This window comes from Rhodococcus sp. SB1D (assembly GCF_048573875.1).
In the GTDB taxonomy this organism is placed as follows: domain Bacteria; phylum Actinomycetota; class Actinomycetes; order Mycobacteriales; family Mycobacteriaceae; genus Rhodococcus_F; species Rhodococcus_F qingshengii.
Window position 1 is genome coordinate 344,246 of the sequence record NZ_JBMAIQ010000002.1, and the last position, 17,180, is coordinate 361,425.

Genomic DNA, 17,180 nt, shown 5'->3' on the forward strand with positions numbered 1-17,180 from the left:
TGACTAGTGAAACGGAGTCGGTACGGGTTCGCTGTCGTCGACGATCGGCTGAGGCACCGGCTCGTCGTTGAGGATCTCGAGTTCGCCCGCTGTTGCAGCGTTCACGATGGACGCGATCAAGGCGCCGCACTGCTTGCGAGGGGCACCGGGTCGTCCCTCTCGCTGCCCGAATTCACGGTCGTCGGCGATTTCGAGGCACTGGGCGCGGGCCTGGTCACTCCACTGAACGGTGGTGTGTTCCCAACTGTTCTTCTGGACCAGGACCTGAGCCTTGCACTCAGCGCACTGAAGAGGCTGCATCTTCGTCTGCCTTCTTTGCAGCGAGGTTGTCTTCGACTTCCTTCTGCCAGGCTGCGACGGGTCGCGCGGTGTCGAGTTCGAATTCGAAGCGCTCGGTCATCTCGGGAGCGATGTCCGCGACATCGACGTAGAACTGTTCGTACCAGCGACGGAGCTGGTAGACCGGGCCGTCTTCTTCGCACAGGAGCGGGTTCTCGATGCGAGTCTTGTTCTTCCAGATCTCGACGTCCTGCTCGAAGCCCTTGGCGATGAACGTGCCGAAGTTCGCGGCCATCGCGTCGGCGGCTTCACCCTGGAAGCGATCCGACTTCTTGACGATGATGCCGTACTGGAGCACGAACTTGTCAGCGCTGACCGGGTAGTGGCAGTTGATGAGCACAGAGTCGACGTTGTAGTCCTCGTACTCGTAGGTCAGGTCGTCGACCATGAAGGAGGGGCCGAAGTACGTGGCAACCGAGTTGCTGCCGACCATCTTCGGGGTGCCTGCTGCGTGGGGACGCATGTCCGAGCGAGCGACGCCGCGCATGTACTGCGTTGCGGCGTGGCCTTCGAAGACGTTCTTGAAGTACGTCGGGAAGGAGTAGTGCACGTAGAAGAAGTGCGCCATGTCGACGATGTTGTCGACGATTTCGCGGCAGTTGGTGTCGACGGTCGTGGTGTACCAGACCCAGTCGCTCCACTCGTCGCTGAGCGCGCCTTCGATGCGGGGGATAGCCACGTCGTCGGTCGGCGGGTTGCCCTCGGGGTCGTGCCAGACGAAGAGCATGCCGTCCTGGTCGAGGGTTTGCCAGGCGCGCGTCTTGGCCAGCGGGGGGACGCGGCGTGCGTACGGAATCTTCTGGCACTTGCCGTTGCCGCCCCAGCGCCAATCGTGGAACGGACAGGCAATGGCGTCGCCCTTGATGGTGCCCTGGCTCAAGTCGCCACCCATGTGACGGCAGTACGCGTCGAGGATCTTGACGTTGCCTTCACTGTCGGCGAAGACGACCAGTTTGGTGCCGAACGCCTCGATGGAGTGCGGCTGGCCGTCCTTGAAGGACTCCGTGAGTCCAATGCAGTGCCATCCACGCGCAAAGCGTGTAGGCGCGGTTCCAGCTTGGATCTCGCGAACCTCGTCGTTGTCGGACTGAGTGATCGTCACGATGAGTCCCGTCCTTTCCAGGGGCAGTGTCGACGCCCGACGCTAGGGGAGCGTGAATTGCCTCTGGGGTCTCGTCTCACTGGCCGGGACCAGCGGCGAGCGCGAGGATCCGGCGGCTGATCCCGGCCTCCGGGACTTCCGATCACCGGAACGCGTGACCGACATATCGTGACGGGGCAGCCGTTATGTCTATCTGCCGATCCGCTCCCTCACGGTTCGGTGCGAGGAGTGTCTCCCATGGTCAACAAGGTTCTGAGTTCAGTCCGTGATCTGCTTCCGAAGATCGCGGCCCGCGCTCAGAAGGTCGACGATTCGCGCAAGATCTCCGAACGGACCATCCGGGAGCTGTCCGAAGCCGGCGTCTTCTCCATGCTGGCGCCGAAAAGATACGGAGGTGCCGAGAGCGACCCGGTTCAGTTCTACGAAGTGGTCAGGGCCATCTCGGCTGCCTGCGGCTCGACCGGTTGGGTCGCGTCGGTGGTGGGGGTGCACCCGTGGCATCTTGCACTTTTCGACGACCGAGCGCAGGCCGACGTGTGGGGAGAGGATCAGACGACGCTCATTTCGTCCGCCTATGCGCCGGTCGGTCGACTGACGGCGGTGGACGGAGGCTACGAGCTATCGGGCCAGTGGGGTTTCTCCTCCGGTTGCGACCACGCGAGTTGGGCGTTGCTGGGAGCGATGGTGGTCGGCATGGATGGTCGTCCCGTCGATTTCATGACGGTGTTGGTGCCGCGCACCGATTACGAAATCCGTGACGTGTGGGATGTCGTGGGTATGCGGGGCACCGCGAGCAACGAGATCGTGGTCGAGAAGGCCTTCGTTCCCGAGCACCGATTGAAGCGCAACTACGAGACCGCACAACTGCGTGGGCCTGGCCAAGCGGTCAATCCTGGCCCGCTGTACAAACTTCCGTTCGGGAGCATCTTCACCTCGACGGTTGCCGCTCCGTGTGTGGGCATCGTCGCCGGTTGTTACGAGGGGTACCTGGACGTGATGCGTGAGCGCGTCCGTCTGAGTTTGGGTGGTGGACGGTTCAGCGAGGATCAGTTCGCTCAGGTCGCCGTCGCACGTGCGTCGTCGGAGATCGATGCTGCGATTCTGCAGATGGATCGCAATATCCGGGAGATGTACGAACTTGCTGTGGCCGGTCAGGAGCTCCCACTCTCGATGAGGCTGCGTGCGCGTCGTGATCAGGTTCGTGCGACGGAACGCTCGGTGGAAGCGATCGACATGCTTTTCAAGACGGCAGGAGGGAACTCCCTCTCTCGCGGAAACCCGATCGAGCGTGCGTGGCGTGACGTTCATGCGGGCAGCGTTCACGTTGCCAACGAACCCGAGCGCGCGTTGGCGCTCTACGGCCGGGCGGCGTTCGGACTGCCGGTGGAGGACAACCTGATCTGACGGGTTGGCGCGTCACCGGGTGGGGTATTTGCCTTTGGATGAGGGAAGTACCGGCTCTGACCATCGGCTCGATCGTCGACATGGCGGGTGTCGCGCGCGCGAAGGTGATGCCGGCCGGCCGAACCGGTGTCTTCGAGAAAGCCGGTGCGGGAGTCTCACCGAGCTGGAACGTCTTCTGTAGCGACGATCGGATTGCCTTCACCGATTCCTTTTCCGTCGTGGGTGATCTCCGGTTGCGTATCGACCGCTCCGACCTCCGTGATCTCGGCGGGGGCGTGTCGTGGGCGCCGGCGACGTTGCACGAGCAAGACGGTGCGACGGCTGCCGTGTGTACTCGGTCCGCACTCACTGCCGTCGTGGCGCGGCTTGCCGCCGACGGACTGGAAGCTCGGGTGGGTCACGAGATCGAGTTCACTCTTTTCGGTGATGCGTGCAACGGAGCGTGGTCGGCGTACGGGTTAGGTGCAGTCCTGCTCCGCGAGGACTTCCTCAAGGACCTTCTGCGCAATGCCGAACGCGCACAACTTCATATCGAGCAAGTGCATGCAGAGTACGGACCGGATCAATTCGAGATCTCCATCGCTCCGGCAACTCCTGTTCAGGCTGCCGACCTGGTGATACTGGCCCGGATCTTGATCAGCCGCACTGCCAGAGCCCACGGATTGGCGGCCTCGTTTTCACCGATACCTACGGTCGGAGGTGCAGGGAACGGTGCACACCAGCACTTTTCGTTGAACTCAGGTGGGCGGCCCGTCTTCTCCGGTGGCGGGCAGGAGTACGGGATGACCGACAAAGGATCGTCAGCTTTGGGTGGAATCCTCTCTCACCTCGCGGAATTCACGGCCATCTTTGCGTCCTCACCGCTCTCCGGGGTCAGGCTGCGACCGGACAATTGGTCGGGGGCCTACGTCTGTTGGGGGCTCGAGAACCGGGAAGCGGCACTGAGGTTCTGCGCAGAGTCACCGTCGAATCCACACGGCGCCAACGCCGAAGTGAAAATCGTCGATCCATCGGCCAACCCGTATCTGGCGACCGCTGCGATACTTGGCCTTTCGCATATCGGTATCGGCAATGCCTCGCCATTGCCGCCGGAAATTGTGGTGAACCCGTCGACTCTCACGGAGGCGGAACGTGATGAGCGCGGGGTGACCCGAGTCCCCACCGATCTGCGCGAGATAGTGCAGAAGTTCAACTCCTCCTCGGTGGCGAAGGAAATCTTCGGGGAGTCGATCATCGAAGCGATGGTGTCAGTGAAGGGAGTTGAGCGCGAGACTTTCTCCCAGATGGACGAGGCGACAACCGTCGAGCGGCTTCGATATACCTGGAGCTGAAAGGGTTGACGCGCAAGATGTCGAGTCCTATGTTTAAGCTATTCCTTAATTAAGGAGTTGCTTACATGGACGAGCGAAGTGGCCGACTCGATGCAGTGTTCAGCGCATTGGCCGACCCGACGAGGCGTGAAATGCTCTCTCGCCTCACTGATGGTTCGATGACCGTCGGTGAGTTGGCCGAGCCGTTCGAAATGAGTCGACCCGCCATCTCTCAGCATCTGAAGGTGCTCGAGCGAGCCGGTCTCATCGAACGAACCGCCACCGCGCAATGGCGCACGTGCACCCTTCGCGCAGAGGGTCTCGACGACGCCAGCGCCTGGGTCGACGAACACCGGCGAGGCTGGAACGAACGCTTCGACCTCCTCGACGAGCGTCTACGTGAGCTGAAGCAACCTCGACCGAAGAAGGAGAAGGACAATGAGTGACCAGAACGTCGATGCCACTGCAGAATTCACCATCACCCGGATCTTCGATGCGCCGCGCGACCTTGTCTGGCAGGCGTGGACCGACCCCGACGAGGCGGCGCGCTGGTGGCATCCGAAGGGTGTCAGCAGTCCTCGGGAGTACGTCACGATCGACCCCCGGGTTGGCGGAACGTACCGCTACCTGATGATCAACGACGAGAACGGAGCCGAGTACCCCACCGGCGGAACCTATCTCGAGGTCGACGAGCCGAAGAGGCTGGTCTTCACCTGGGGAAATCCGAGTGATCCAGTGGATGCCGCACCTCGGATAACGGTCACGCTCGCAGAACGGGGTGACAAGACCGAAATGACCTTCCACCTGGTAGGAATTCCGGGATTCAAGGGTGACGGGAATGCGTACGACGGATGGGAATCCGCTTTCGACGTGTTGGACGAAGTTCGCGCCGGCGACTAGTCGGGAATCGGACACCGCGACAGCGGTGCCGGTGATTGAATGGGGCTGATAGTCCATTCGTCACCGACGCAGGAGAGCCTGATGGCACCAGAAGTTGCGGTAGTTCTCGAGGGATACACCTACTTCGAATGCCCGCGCTGGCACGAGAACCGGATCTGGGTATCGGACTTCTACACCTACCAGGTGATTTCGGCCTGCGAGGACGGGACAGACATACGCGTCGAGGCGGAGGTTCCAGGGCAGCCGTCCGGGCTGGGGTGGCTTCCGGACGGCAGATTACTGGTCGTCTCCATGCGGGACCAGAAGATTCTGCGGCGAGAATCCGATGGCGAGTTGGTGGTGCACGCAGACTTGTCCGGGTACGTCAGTGCCAACGTCAACGACATGCTGGTCGACGCACAGGGACGAGCGTACGTGGGCAACTTCGGGTTCGATCTGATGAACCTGGCCCCCGTCGAGACGGCAGATCTCCTCCGCGTCGACCCGGACGGATCGGTGCACGTCGTCGCGCGAGATCTCCACTTCCCCAACGGAATGGCTCTGACGTCGACCGGAGATCTGCTCGTGGACGAAACGCTGGGAAATCGAATCAGTGCGTTTGCCGTCCAGGCCGACGGCTCTCTGGGTGAACGCCGCGACTGGGCGTCGTTCGGGCCGGTGCCTGGTGGACCCGAGATGGAGACCACCCTCGCTCAGATCGTCGTTGCGGCGGACGGGTGTTGTATCGACGGAGACGATTCGATGTGGGTGGCCGATGCCCTCGGAAGCCGTGTTCTTCATGTGGGCGCCAGCGGGGAGATAGTCGACGAAATTGCCTTCGACAGCGGTGTCTTCGCTTGCGGACTCGGCGGTTCCGACGGTCGTACCCTGTTCGTTTGTGCCGCCCCGGATTTCAATGAACACGCTCGCAAGGTGGCTACCGAAGGAAAGCTGCTGTCGATTCGCCTGGAGCCTTTGATCTGATATGGAATTGGTGACCTCGCTACCTGCCGACACTCCGCTGCGGCAGGTAGCTCAGCACGTCCGACGCATCGAGAACCTTGGTTTCGACACGGTGCACATCTCCGAAACCATTCGTGATCCGTTTGCGGTGGCGGCCCTGGCCGTCGAGCACAGCAGTACTCTCACTGTCCGGACGTCGATGGTTGTCGCGTTTGCGCGCAGTCCCATGGTGACGGCTTTGGCTGCCTGGGATCTTGCGGGTTTCTCGGGTGGGCGATTTCAACTGGGGCTTGCGACGCAGGTGCGTGGGAACATCGTCGGGCGGTACTCGATGCCGTGGACGGATCCTGTTGCGCAACTGCGTGATTACGTCAGCGCTGTACGCGAGATCTTCCGAGTTTTTCAGGAGGGCGGTGAACTCGACCATGCCGGAACGCACTACACCTTCGACCGGCTGCAGCCCTACTTCAATCCGGGGCCGCTCGATGTTCCGGCTCCGGAGATCTGGACCGGGGGAGTGAACTTGCGCATGTGCTCACTGGCGGGAGCCGTCGCCGACGGTTTTGTTTCTCACCCCACCAGCTCCCATCCGAAGGTGCTCGCGGAGAGGATCATTCCATCGTTGACGGCAGGAGGAAGGAAGCCGCGACTGATTGCCGTTCCGAAGATGATCACCGGCAAAGATCCTGCCGCGATACTTGCTCAACGAGAAGCGGTGCGCAGTGAACTTGCCTTTCTCTACTCCACTCCGGCGTACCGAGTCGCGCTGGAGGTCCTCGGATTATCCGAGGTCGGGGAAGAACTGACAGTGATGGCGCGGGCAGGTGATTGGGCTCGACTACCTGCCGTCCTCACCGACGATGTTCTCGACAGGCTGGTCACGCAATGCACCTACGCCGAACTCCCCGAGGTGCTGAGTTCGAAATACGCGAGTCTCTGCGACGGCATTGCACTGGCGGTGCCGGCGAATCCCGCCGACGACCGCGTCTTCGCAGCGATGTGTGAGGAGATTCGAGCCGCCGCAGCGTCTGCCCCGTGACGTCCAGTCGGCGCGAACTACACTCTCGACATGGGGCGCGTCTACGAAGGCATCGATGAAAAGCTCACCACGTGGTTGCAGGCTCAACCGCTGTTCGTCGTTGCCACCGCACCGTTGTCTGCTGACGGGTTGGTCAATTGCTCACCCAAAGGGGGAGTCGGATCGTTTGTGGTGCTGACATCCAACCGGGTGGCGTACCTCGACCTCACCGGCAGCGGTGTGGAAACCATCGCGCACGTGCGCGAGAACTCCCGAATAACACTGATGTTCATGGCGTTTGACGGACCACCGAAGATCGTACGACTGCACGGTCACGGACACGTTCTGCTTGCAGGGTCGGAACCGTTCAACGAGCTTGTCGGTAGGTTCCCTGAGCACCCGGGGCTGCGGTCGATCGTCGTGGTCGATCTGACGCGCATTTCGGATTCGTGCGGATACGCAGTACCGCTGATGGACTACCAATCCGATCGTGACGTGCTCGACCGCGTAGCGGAGAAGAGGGGGCCGGAGCGGCTCATCGCCTATCGCGCCGAGAAGAACGCGAAGAGTGTGGACGGGTTGCCCGGTATCGACCTGGAGTGATACAAAATCGCGTCGCCGTGCGAAAGAGTGTGGGGCAGGTGATTCTGACATTGCCTGCCCCACGTCCTCGTTGTGCTGGTTACTTCGCCATGTCCTGGGCTGCTCGGTACGAGAAGACCATGGCCGTGCCGAGCGGAACGCCAGGACCGGGGTAGAAGCGGCCGCTCAGTGACGCGCTCGTATTGCCGGCGGCGTACAGGCCGTCGATGGCGCTGCCGTCGGCACGCAGGACTCGACCGTTGACGTCGGTGACCAATCCGCCCTTGGTGCCGAGGTCACTGAGGACGATGCGGGCCGCGTAGAACGGACCGTTCTCGATCGCCGTCAGTGCCGCATTCGCGCCGCCGTTGGGTGGGCAGAAGAATGCGTCGTACGGGTCTTCGCCGCGATGGAACTCTTCGTCGACTCCCAGCTTTGCGGCATCGTTGAACTTTTCGACAGTGCTGCGCAATGCGTCGGCCGGCAGTCCGGTCTTGGCGGCGAGTTCTTCGAGAGTGTCGGCGGCGACCCAGGTTCCGGCCTCGAGGTGCTTGGCGGGCGCCGTGTTCGGGATGCAGATGGCAGGTAGTCCGCCACCCTCGCGCGAGTCGAAGATCATGAACGACGGCACTGCAGAACCGTTGTCGTCGTGCGCATCCATGGCCCGGCCGAACTGGTCGTACGGGAGAGACTCGTTGAGGTAACGCTCGCCCGCGTTGTCGACGACGAGTCCGCCGCGAACGCCGACCATGAATGCGGCGCTGCCGTCCGGCTGCTCGACGCCGGGGCAGAACCACGCCTGATCGAGCAAAGCGGTTGCGCCACCGACAGCAATTCCGGCGGAGATCGCGTCACCGGTGTTGGCGCCGAAGGGACCCATACTCCAGATCGCTTTGCCGGGGGTGCCGGCCTGCTCACGCATCTCGGCGTTGCCTTCGATGCCGCCCGCTGCCATCAGCACACCGCGGTTCGCCTTGATTCGCTGGGTTTCGCCGCCGGATTCGACCTCGGCGCCGACAACCCGACCGTCTTCCACGATCAGGGAGGTGAGGATGGATTCGGTACGAAGTTCTGCGTTACCGGTGCTCTGGACTGCGGCCAGCAGTCGGCCGATCAGTGCGCGCCCACCGATCATCGGGCCGGGAGCATGATCCTGACCGGTGCGGTCTTGGTCGAGTTCCGGACGCACCTTGCCGGCGAGGTCACCGATGTCGGCGGGATCGAGATCGAGAGGGTTGATGGAGCGTCCCGTGTCCATCCGGCCTTCGGCCTTGTAGTAGTCGGGGAACGCACGGAACTCGAATTCGATGTGCGGGTTCTGCTCGAGTAGTGCGACGACATCGGGAGCGGTCTCGACATAGGCATCCTGGCGCTCGGACTCGGCGTCGCCGAGCAATGCGCGCAGATAGGTGCGTGCGTTCTCCGTTGAGTCGGGGAGTCCCGCACGTTCCTGTACTTGGGTTCCCGGCAGCCAGATGGATGCGCCCGAGTACGCGGAAGTTCCGCCGAAGCGATCGGTTTTCTCGAGGACGATCGTCGTCAATCCTCGAGCTGCCGCGGTGTATGCGCCGGTCAGCGCGCCGCCGCCGGAGCCGACTACCAACACGTCGCACTCGGTGGTCCAGTCCTGCATCATTGCGTCCTAACTCCAAGAGGGTGGGGTGTCCACGGAATACCGCACGGGGAGAGAAGGCCATGCCAGGTCCCACTGAGCGGGCAATATGCCGAGATGGGTGGTCGAGATGAGAGAATTGGCGAGGTCGTTCGCGACCGGGACACAGAATCGATGATGGGGGCGACGTTGCCGAGAATTGCCGAGGTCAGGGACGCTGCAGAGCCCAGTTCGGACGAGCAGCGGGCGCGCCATGTGCGGATGCTGGAAGCGGCAGCCGAATTGGGGACCGAGAAGGAACTCTCACGGGTACAGATGCACGAGGTCGCCAAGCGGGCGGGCGTGGCCATCGGCACTCTTTATCGCTATTTCCCCTCGAAGACGCACCTCTTCGTCGCTGTGATGGTCGAGCAGATCGACCAGATCGGTGCCAGCTTTGTCAGGCATCAGGTTCAGTCGGACAATCCGCAGGATGCGGTGTACGAGGTATTGGTTCGCGCGACTCGCGGGTTACTGCGTCGGCCGGCTCTCTCGACTGCGATGCTGCAGTCGTCCAGTACCGCCAACGTCGCGACGGTGCCGGACGTGGGAAAGATCGATCGCGGCTTCCGGCAGATCATTCTCGATGCGGCCGGGATCGAGAACCCCACCGAGGAAGACAACACCGGGTTGCGTCTGCTGATGCAGCTGTGGTTCGGGGTCATTCAATCGTGCCTCAACGGTCGAATCTCCATCCCCGATGCGGAGTACGACATCCGCAAGGGTTGCGACCTGCTTCTGGTGAATCTCTCACGGCACTGACGTGACTTCGCCCCTCTCTGGGGTGGGTTCGTCATGTTCGCAATATTGAAATCAATTCTATTTTTGAATCCGCATCAGTTGAGAGTTGATGTCAATCCGGACATTGCCCTGACATCATTAATAGAATAAATTACAGAAAATTAGACGGTGAGCCAGCTCACCGACCGAAAACTCCACGAAGGAGCGAACATCATGGGTCATGCAGTCATCGTCGAGGCCGCTCGGACACCGATCGGCCGTCGTCGCGGCGCCCTGGCGGGACTGCACCCCGCCGAGATTCTGGGAGCAGCGCAGCTCGGCGTTCTCGAACGGGCAGGCGTCGCACCGGAAGACATCGGACAGATCATCGGCGGCTGTGTCACCCAGGCAGGTGAGCAGTCCAACAACGTCACGCGGCAGGCGTGGCTGCACGCCGGATTGCCGTACAGCACCGCGGCAACCACTATCGACTGCGCCTGTGGATCCGCCCAGCAGGCAGTGCATTTGATTTCAGGCCTGATTTCGTCTGGTCAGATCTCGGCCGGTATCGGCTGCGGCGTCGAGGCTATGAGCCGTGTGTTCCTGGGTCAGGCAAACGCACCCGGAACGGGAAACCCGTACCCGGACGACTGGACCATCGACATGGGTGACCAGTTCACCTCCGCGCAGCGAATTGCCGAGAAGCGTGGGATCACGCGCGCCGACGTCGACGCGTTCGGTCTGGAATCGCAGCGCCGCGCAGCTCAGGCTTGGGCTGAAGGACGCTTCGACCGCGAGATCGTGCCCGTCAAGGCTCCCGTGGTGGACAAGGAAGGCGTGCCTACCGGTGAGATCGCCACTGTCACTCGCGACGGGGGACTGCGTGAGACGACGGCAGAAGCGCTGGCTGGGCTCAAGCCGGTCATCGAAGGCCATATCCACACCGCCGGCAACTCGTCGCAGATCAGTGATGGCGCGGCTGCGGTACTGCTGATGAGCGAAGAGCGCGCACAGGAACTGGGATTGAAGCCCCGCGCGCGGATCGTCGCGTCCGGCATGGTCGGATCCGATCCCTTCTATCACCTGGACGGACCGATCGAGTCCACCCAGATGGTGCTCGACAAGGCCAAAATGACCTTGGACGACATCGATCTCGTCGAAATCAACGAAGCCTTTGCCTCGGTCGTGCTCTCCTGGGCGCAGGTTCACGGCGCAGACCTGTCCAAGGTCAACGTCAACGGTGGTGCGATCGCGCTCGGACATCCCGTCGGTTCCACGGGCGCGCGTCTGATCACCACTGCGCTGCACGAACTCGAGCGCTCGAACAAGTCGACGGCTCTGGTCACGATGTGCGCCGGTGGCGCTCTCTCGACCGCCACCATTATCGAACGCATCTGACCCGTACTGACACTGTCGAATTGACGAGGTAGACATGACTATTGGATTGAGTGAAGAAGATCGTGACCTCCGCGACTCCGTACGGGGCTGGGCGGCGCGTCACGCAACACCCACCGTCGTCCGTGAAGCCGTCGAGGCGAAGGTCGAAACTCGCCCCCAACTCTGGAACGGGCTTGCCGAGCAGGGGCTTCTCGGACTACACGTAGCCGAGGAATTCGGCGGCGCAGGATACGGATTGGTCGAACTCGCCATCGTCGTCGAGGAACTTGGACGCTCGATGGTTCCCGGACCATTCCTGCCGACGGTAGTGGTCAGCGCTGTTCTCAGTGATGCCGGAGAAACGGACAGACTGCCGACGCTCGTGGATGGCAGCACGCTCGGAGCTGTTGCACTGCAGCCGGGGTCGCTGAAGATCACCCGCGACGGCGACAACACCACCCTCAGCGGAACGTCCAGCCAGATTCTCGGCGGCCATGTCGCTGACCTGTTCCTCCTCGCGACGGACAGCGGATTCGTTCTGCTCGGACGTGACCGCCTCGAGGTCACGGACTTGGCCAGCTACGACGTCGTGCGTCGTAACTCCGAGGTCACCGTCGACGGTTTGGTGCTCACCGATTCCGAGATCCTCACCATCGATACCCAGCGTGTACTCGACATTGCCGCAACACTGTTCGCGGCCGAGGCATCAGGCTTGGCCGACTGGGCAGTCACGACGTCGGCCGACTACGCGAAGGTGCGTCAGCAGTTCGGTCGCCCGATCGGCCAGTTCCAGGGTGTCAAGCACAAGGCTGCACGTATGCTCGCGCTTGCCGAACAGGCACGCGTCTGCGCTTGGGACGCTGCGCGTGCGCTGACTCCCGCCAACGGCGTCGGTGCCGAGGAGGCTTCTCTCGCAGCAGCCGTCGCCGGAGCCACGGCCCTCGAGGCTGGCTTCTCCGTCACGCGTGACTGCATCCAGGTGCTCGGCGGAATCGGCTACACGTGGGAGCACGACGCGCACCTGTACCTGCGCCGCGCGCAGTCCCTGCGAATTCTGCTGGGTTCCACGGCATCCTGGCGTCGTCGCGTTGCCGAGCTGACCATTGCCGGCACCCGTCGCGTGCTCAGCATCGAGTTGCCGCCCGAGGCCGAGGCGGTCCGCGCCGACGTTCGCGCCGAGCTCGGTCCTGCGCTCGAACTCGAAGGTGCCGCGCAGAAGACGTACCTCGCGGAAAAGGGCTACACCGCACCGCACTTCACGGCTCCGTGGGGCAAGTCCGCCGACGCCGTCAGCCAGCTGGTCATCGCCGAAGAACTGCGCGCTGCGAAGATCAAGCCGCACGACATGATCATCGGCAACTGGGTCATCCCGACGCTCATCGCGCACGGCAACGAAGAGCAGCTCGCCAAGTTCGTCCCGCCGTCACTGCGCGGCGACATCGTCTGGTGTCAGCTCTTCTCCGAGCCCGGCGCAGGTTCCGACCTCGCCGCGCTGAGTACAAAGGCCACCAAGGTCGACGGTGGCTGGAAGTTGCAGGGCCAGAAGGTGTGGACGTCGATGGCACGCGACGCGCACTGGGGAATCTGCCTCGCGCGCACCGACGCCGACGCACCCAAGCACAAGGGCCTGTCCTACTTCCTCATCGACATCAAGAACAGTGGCCTCGACATTCGTCCGCTGCGCGAGATCACCGGTGAAGCACTGTTCAACGAAGTCTTCTTCGACGACGTCTTCGTTCCCGACGAGTGCCTGGTCGGCGCGCCAGGCGACGGCTGGAAGCTCGCTCGCACCACGCTGGCCAACGAGCGTGTCTCGCTGTCCAACGACTCGTCGCTCGGATCGGGTGGCGAGGCTCTTCTGAGCCTGGTCGACGGACTGCCCGGTGGCATCGACGACGAGCAGCTGACCGTGCTCGGAAAGGTGCTGTGCGATGCGCAATCCGGTGGTCTGCTCGGTCTGCGCACCACGCTGCGCTCGCTCGCCGGCGCGCAGCCGGGTGCCGAATCCTCGGTGGCGAAGCTGATCGGTGTCGAGCACATCCAGCAGGTCTGGGACGTGGCAATGGAGTGGGCCGGACCGAGTTCACTTCTGGGCGAACAGCATCGGATGTCTGCAACCCAGATGTTCTTGAACTCGCAGTGCATGTCCATCGCGGGTGGTACAACCAATGTTCAGCTCAACATCATCGGTGAGCGAATCCTGGGTCTGCCTCGCGACCCTGAACCGGGAAAGTGACCTGCACATGAGCAATCGCACCTTCGTCATCGGCGTCGGCATGACCAAGTTCGAGAAGATCGAGACCCGCGACTGGGAATACCCGGACATGGTGACCGAAGCCGTCTCGAATGCCCTGACCGATGCCGGGATCGGCTACGGCCAGATTCAGCGTGCTGCGGTCGGTTACGTGTTCAACGCGTCGACAGCAGGACAGCGAGCTCTCTACGAGACCGGTCTGACCGGCATTCCGATCTTCAACGTCAACAACAACTGCGCGACCGGCTCGACGGCGCTGATGATGGCGCGCGAGTGGGTCCAGGCCGGACAAGCCGAGTGCGCCTTGGCCGTCGGCTTCGAGAAGATGACCAAAACGGCGTTGACCGGTAACGGTGAGATGCCCAAGGTCACGACCTTGGACTCTCAGCTGAAGATCATGGTCGAGGATTACGGGTTCGCCCGATCGCCGATGACAGCTCAGCTGTTCGGTAACGCTGCCGTCGAGCACATGAAGAAGTACGGCACCACGGTCGAGCAGATCGCAGCGGTGGCGGTCAAGAATCACAAGCATTCGGTGAACAATCCGTACGCACAGTTCCGTGACGAGTACACCCTCGAACAGGTACTCGGCGACAAGATGATTCACGAGCCGCTGACACGTTCGCAGTGCTCGCCGACCTCGGACGGCGCCGGAGCCGCGATCGTCGTGAGCGAGAAGTTCGTGCGTGAGCACGGCCTCGAAGACCGGGCGATCGAAATCGTCGCACAGGCGTTGACCACTGACACCGAGGCAGCGTTCGCCGAGAAGTCGATGATCGACGTGGTCGGCGCGCCGATGACGGCAGCTGCGGCAGAGCAGGTCTTCGCGCAGGCCGGGATCACCATCGATGACGTCGACGTCATCGAACTGCACGACTGCTTCGCGATCAACGAGATCATCACCTACGAGGGCCTGGGGATGTGCGCGGTCGGAGAAGGCGGAAAGCTCGTCGAATCCGGCGCGACCACGTACGGCGGCCAGTGGGTCGTCAACCCGTCGGGTGGTTTGATCTCGAAGGGACACCCGCTGGGCGCGACGGGCTTGGCGCAGTGCGCCGAACTCACGTGGCAGCTCCGGGGGACCGCGGATGCGCGGCAGGTCGAAGGCGCTCGTATTGGCTTGCAACACAACCTCGGATTGGGCGGCGCGTGCGTCGTGACGGTCTACCGAGCCGGAACTTTGGAGAACTGATGGCTATCGATCTCGAGGTGGCGTTGGCCGCCGAACCGACTGTGCGCGAGGCGTCGTGGACCGATCGCGACGTCATGCTCTACCAATTGGGACTCGGGGCAGGGGCGAATGCTCTCGATCCCGCTGAACTGACCTGGGTGTACGAAAAGGGGCTGAAGGTACTCCCGACGTTTGCAATGGTTGCAGGCCAGGGAGTTTCGGCGGGTGTACTGCCCGCACCGTCGATGAGTATGCCGGGAATCGACATCGATCTGCGAAAGATCCTGCACGGTGGGCAGTCGCTGGCACTTCACGCGCCCATCCCGTCGACGGGTGCTGCCCGTATTTCCTCTCGGGTCGCCGATGTCTGGGACAAGGGTAAGGCAGCTGTGATCGTTCTCGAGACGGCGGCCGAGGACCTGGACGGGAATCCGTTATGGACCACCGGAATGCAGATCTGGGCGCGCGGCGAAGGTGGATTCGGCGGCAACGCCGGACCCGAAGTTGTTGCCGGGGTGCCTGATCGAGCGCCCGACAAGGTACTGACGTCGAGCACGAGTCCCTCACAGGCGCTGGTGTACCGACTCAGTGGAGACATGAACCCGCTGCACGCTGATCCCTCCTTCGCGAAGATGGCGGGCTTCGATGCACCGATTCTGCACGGCCTCGCGTCGTACGGCATCGTCTGCAAGGCCGTGGTAGACGGGATTCTCGACGGAGATCCGACGCGGGTGAAGAACTACTCGGTGCGGTTTGCCGGTTCGCTCTTCCCCGGCGAATCCATCACCACCTCGGTATGGCAGGACGGCAACACACTGACGTTGGCGGCGACGTGCCCCGAACGCGAGAACTCCCCGGTTCTCACGCACGCAACAATGGAGATCAACTGATGGACCTCGGTTCGCACCCCACAGCAGCGACACATCCGGGCGGCACGATTCTGACGTCGCCGCCGCAGGACGCCCCGGTCGACCGGGCCACGGCAGCAGCGCGTCGCGTTGTCGACGCGATGCTGCGCACCGACCGCGGAAACGCCAATCTGGACCGGGTTGCGGAGGAGCTCAACAGCATTGCCGAGCACCTCGAGCAGCACTCACCCGAGGTGGCCGAGCGCTTGATCGACATGTGGAACGGTGAGGGCGTGACTCGTCACGACCCCGTGACCGGCCCCGAGAACGCCATTGCGCCGCCGCTCGTTCTGGAAGGGCTCGCTGACGGGTCGGTGCAGGGAGTGGTCACGTTGACGCTGCCGTACCAGGGCCCTCCCGGCCATGTGCACGGCGGTGTTTCGGCGCTGCTGCTCGATCACGTTCTCGGCGTCGCGAACGCCTGGGGTGGAACTTCCGGCATGACAGCACAATTGAGCACTCGGTACCATCGCCCGACTCCGCTGTTCGAGCCCCTCACGATCAGCGGCAAATTCCTGTCCAAGGACGGCCGCAAGATTCACACCGTCGGTGAGATCAAAACTGCGGACGGCGAATTGTGTGTGTCGGTAGAGGGACTGTTCATCGACAAGACCGTGCCGCGCCCCAGGTAGGGGCTTCGCCCCCGTGCGCCTTTTTTGTAGTGGGAACTACCAAAAAGGCGCACAGGGGTTCTGACGAAGGAGGGCCCAGTGGGCAAGCTCGACGGACGTGTAGCAGTGGTCACCGGTGCCGGTATGGGCATCGGGCGTGGAGTGGCGGGCGCGTTCGCGCGTGAAGGCGCGTCGGTATTGGTTGCCGAGATCGACGAGGCAGCGGGCCTCGAAACCACCCAGTGGTTGCGGGACGAATGGGGCGCGGAGGCGGAATTCGTCCGGACCGACGTCACTGACAAAGCTCAGGTTGTTGCCATGGTCGACAAGTCCGTCGAGCGGTTCGGACGCCTCGACATCCTGGTCAACAATGCTTGGCGGACTTTCGGTTTCGCTCGGCTCGAGAAGATAACCGACGAGCAATTGCGCGGCGGTTTCGACATGGCAGTGATGGCGGCATTCTGGGCGATGCAGGCTGCCCTGCCGGAACTGGAGCGTCACGGCACGGGCCGTGTGATCAACATGTGCAGCCTCAACGGCGTGAATGCTCACATGTACTCGGTGCAGTACAACGCGGCGAAGGAAGCATTGCGAACCCTGACTCGCACTGCTGCCCGCGAGTGGGCTCCAAAGCAGGTGAACTGCAACGTCATCTGTCCCGGTGCGCAGAGTGCGGCGTACAAGCGTGTCGCCGAAGCCAATCCGGAGAACGTGGCAGTGATGGCCGCACAGAACCCGATGGGGCGGATCGGCGATCCCCTCGACGACATCGGCCCCGTTGCGGCCTTCTTGGCAAGTGACGACAGCCGTTACGTCACCGGCAACACCCTCTTCGTTGACGGTGGTGGGCACATCAACGGCGTGCAGTGGGCGCCGACCGTCGACTGATCG

General features: G+C 62.7%; 17 protein-coding genes. 14 read left to right on the plus strand and 3 right to left on the minus strand.

The window, feature by feature from the left end:
* Nucleotides 1-3: 3 nt before the first annotated feature.
* Both ACN50D_RS07160 and ACN50D_RS07165 read right to left on the minus strand, forming a co-directional pair.
* Entirely contained in the window at nt 4-300 is a 297-nt protein-coding gene (locus tag ACN50D_RS07160; protein ID WP_003940353.1) for a hypothetical protein, read from the minus strand.
* Nucleotides 278-1,441: a Rieske 2Fe-2S domain-containing protein gene (locus ACN50D_RS07165; RefSeq protein WP_003940257.1), complete on the minus strand. Its 1,164-nt coding sequence runs from the start codon at nt 1,439-1,441 to the stop codon at nt 278-280. Before ACN50D_RS07165 ends, ACN50D_RS07160 begins: the two co-directional genes overlap by 23 nt.
* Nucleotides 1,442-1,678: 237 nt before the next feature.
* Between ACN50D_RS07165 and hsaA the strand changes: the two genes are divergently transcribed.
* The 7 genes from hsaA to ACN50D_RS07200 all read left to right on the plus strand — a co-directional run bounded on the left by hsaA (nt 1,679) and on the right by ACN50D_RS07200 (nt 7,618).
* Nucleotides 1,679-2,845 (plus strand): 3-hydroxy-9,10-secoandrosta-1,3,5(10)-triene-9,17-dione monooxygenase oxygenase subunit, encoded by a 1,167-nt coding sequence (hsaA, locus tag ACN50D_RS07170; RefSeq protein WP_003940567.1) that lies wholly within the window; start codon nt 1,679-1,681, stop codon nt 2,843-2,845.
* A 38-nt stretch (nt 2,846-2,883) separates the two neighbouring features.
* A complete protein-coding gene (locus ACN50D_RS07175) occupies nt 2,884-4,176 on the plus strand; it encodes a glutamine synthetase family protein (RefSeq protein WP_007732696.1) in 1,293 nt (430 codons plus the stop codon).
* 65 nt (nt 4,177-4,241) lie between these two features.
* Nucleotides 4,242-4,601: an ArsR/SmtB family transcription factor gene (locus ACN50D_RS07180; protein WP_007732695.1), complete on the plus strand. Its 360-nt coding sequence runs from the start codon at nt 4,242-4,244 to the stop codon at nt 4,599-4,601.
* Nucleotides 4,594-5,055, plus strand: coding sequence for an SRPBCC family protein (locus tag ACN50D_RS07185; protein WP_007732694.1), 462 nt, complete (start codon nt 4,594-4,596; stop codon nt 5,053-5,055). The genes ACN50D_RS07180 and ACN50D_RS07185 overlap by 8 nt, the downstream gene beginning before the upstream one ends.
* An 81-nt stretch (nt 5,056-5,136) precedes the next feature.
* A complete protein-coding gene (locus ACN50D_RS07190) occupies nt 5,137-6,018 on the plus strand; it encodes an SMP-30/gluconolactonase/LRE family protein (RefSeq protein WP_007732692.1) in 882 nt (293 codons plus the stop codon).
* A 1-nt stretch (nt 6,019) separates the two neighbouring features.
* Nucleotides 6,020-7,036, plus strand: coding sequence for a TIGR03617 family F420-dependent LLM class oxidoreductase (locus ACN50D_RS07195; protein WP_007732690.1), 1,017 nt, complete (start codon nt 6,020-6,022; stop codon nt 7,034-7,036).
* A 30-nt stretch (nt 7,037-7,066) separates the two neighbouring features.
* The gene (locus tag ACN50D_RS07200) at nt 7,067-7,618 is read left to right on the plus strand and encodes a pyridoxamine 5'-phosphate oxidase family protein (protein ID WP_007732686.1); all 552 of its coding nucleotides are present in this window, start codon (nt 7,067-7,069) and stop codon (nt 7,616-7,618) included.
* A 79-nt stretch (nt 7,619-7,697) separates the two neighbouring features.
* Here the strand turns inward: ACN50D_RS07200 and ACN50D_RS07205 are convergent, their stop codons facing one another.
* The gene (locus ACN50D_RS07205) at nt 7,698-9,230 is read right to left on the minus strand and encodes an FAD-dependent oxidoreductase (RefSeq protein ID WP_037128865.1); all 1,533 of its coding nucleotides are present in this window, start codon (nt 9,228-9,230) and stop codon (nt 7,698-7,700) included.
* A 153-nt stretch (nt 9,231-9,383) separates the two neighbouring features.
* Here ACN50D_RS07205 and ACN50D_RS07210 point away from each other — a divergent pair, with 153 nt between their 5' ends.
* The 7 genes from ACN50D_RS07210 to ACN50D_RS07240 all read left to right on the plus strand — a co-directional run bounded on the left by ACN50D_RS07210 (nt 9,384) and on the right by ACN50D_RS07240 (nt 17,177).
* Entirely contained in the window at nt 9,384-10,010 is a 627-nt protein-coding gene (locus ACN50D_RS07210; protein WP_030536987.1) for a TetR family transcriptional regulator, read from the plus strand.
* Nucleotides 10,011-10,202: 192 nt separating this feature from the next.
* A complete protein-coding gene (locus tag ACN50D_RS07215) occupies nt 10,203-11,366 on the plus strand; it encodes a steroid 3-ketoacyl-CoA thiolase (protein ID WP_007732681.1) in 1,164 nt (387 codons plus the stop codon).
* Between the two features lie 34 nt (nt 11,367-11,400).
* Complete coding sequence (locus ACN50D_RS07220; protein WP_211920910.1) at nt 11,401-13,581, plus strand: acyl-CoA dehydrogenase; 2,181 nt, start codon at nt 11,401-11,403, stop codon at nt 13,579-13,581.
* A 7-nt stretch (nt 13,582-13,588) separates the two neighbouring features.
* Nucleotides 13,589-14,791, plus strand: coding sequence for a lipid-transfer protein (locus ACN50D_RS07225; protein ID WP_003940027.1), 1,203 nt, complete (start codon nt 13,589-13,591; stop codon nt 14,789-14,791).
* Entirely contained in the window at nt 14,791-15,660 is an 870-nt protein-coding gene (locus ACN50D_RS07230; protein ID WP_030536989.1) for a MaoC/PaaZ C-terminal domain-containing protein, read from the plus strand. The genes ACN50D_RS07225 and ACN50D_RS07230 overlap by 1 nt, the downstream gene beginning before the upstream one ends.
* On the plus strand, nt 15,660-16,310 hold the full coding sequence (locus ACN50D_RS07235; RefSeq protein ID WP_003940283.1) for a PaaI family thioesterase: 651 nt from the start codon (nt 15,660-15,662) through the stop codon (nt 16,308-16,310). The genes ACN50D_RS07230 and ACN50D_RS07235 overlap by 1 nt, the downstream gene beginning before the upstream one ends.
* A gap of 78 nt (nt 16,311-16,388) precedes the next feature.
* Complete coding sequence (locus tag ACN50D_RS07240) at nt 16,389-17,177, plus strand: SDR family NAD(P)-dependent oxidoreductase (protein ID WP_211920908.1); 789 nt, start codon at nt 16,389-16,391, stop codon at nt 17,175-17,177.
* Nucleotides 17,178-17,180: the final 3 nt, after the last annotated feature.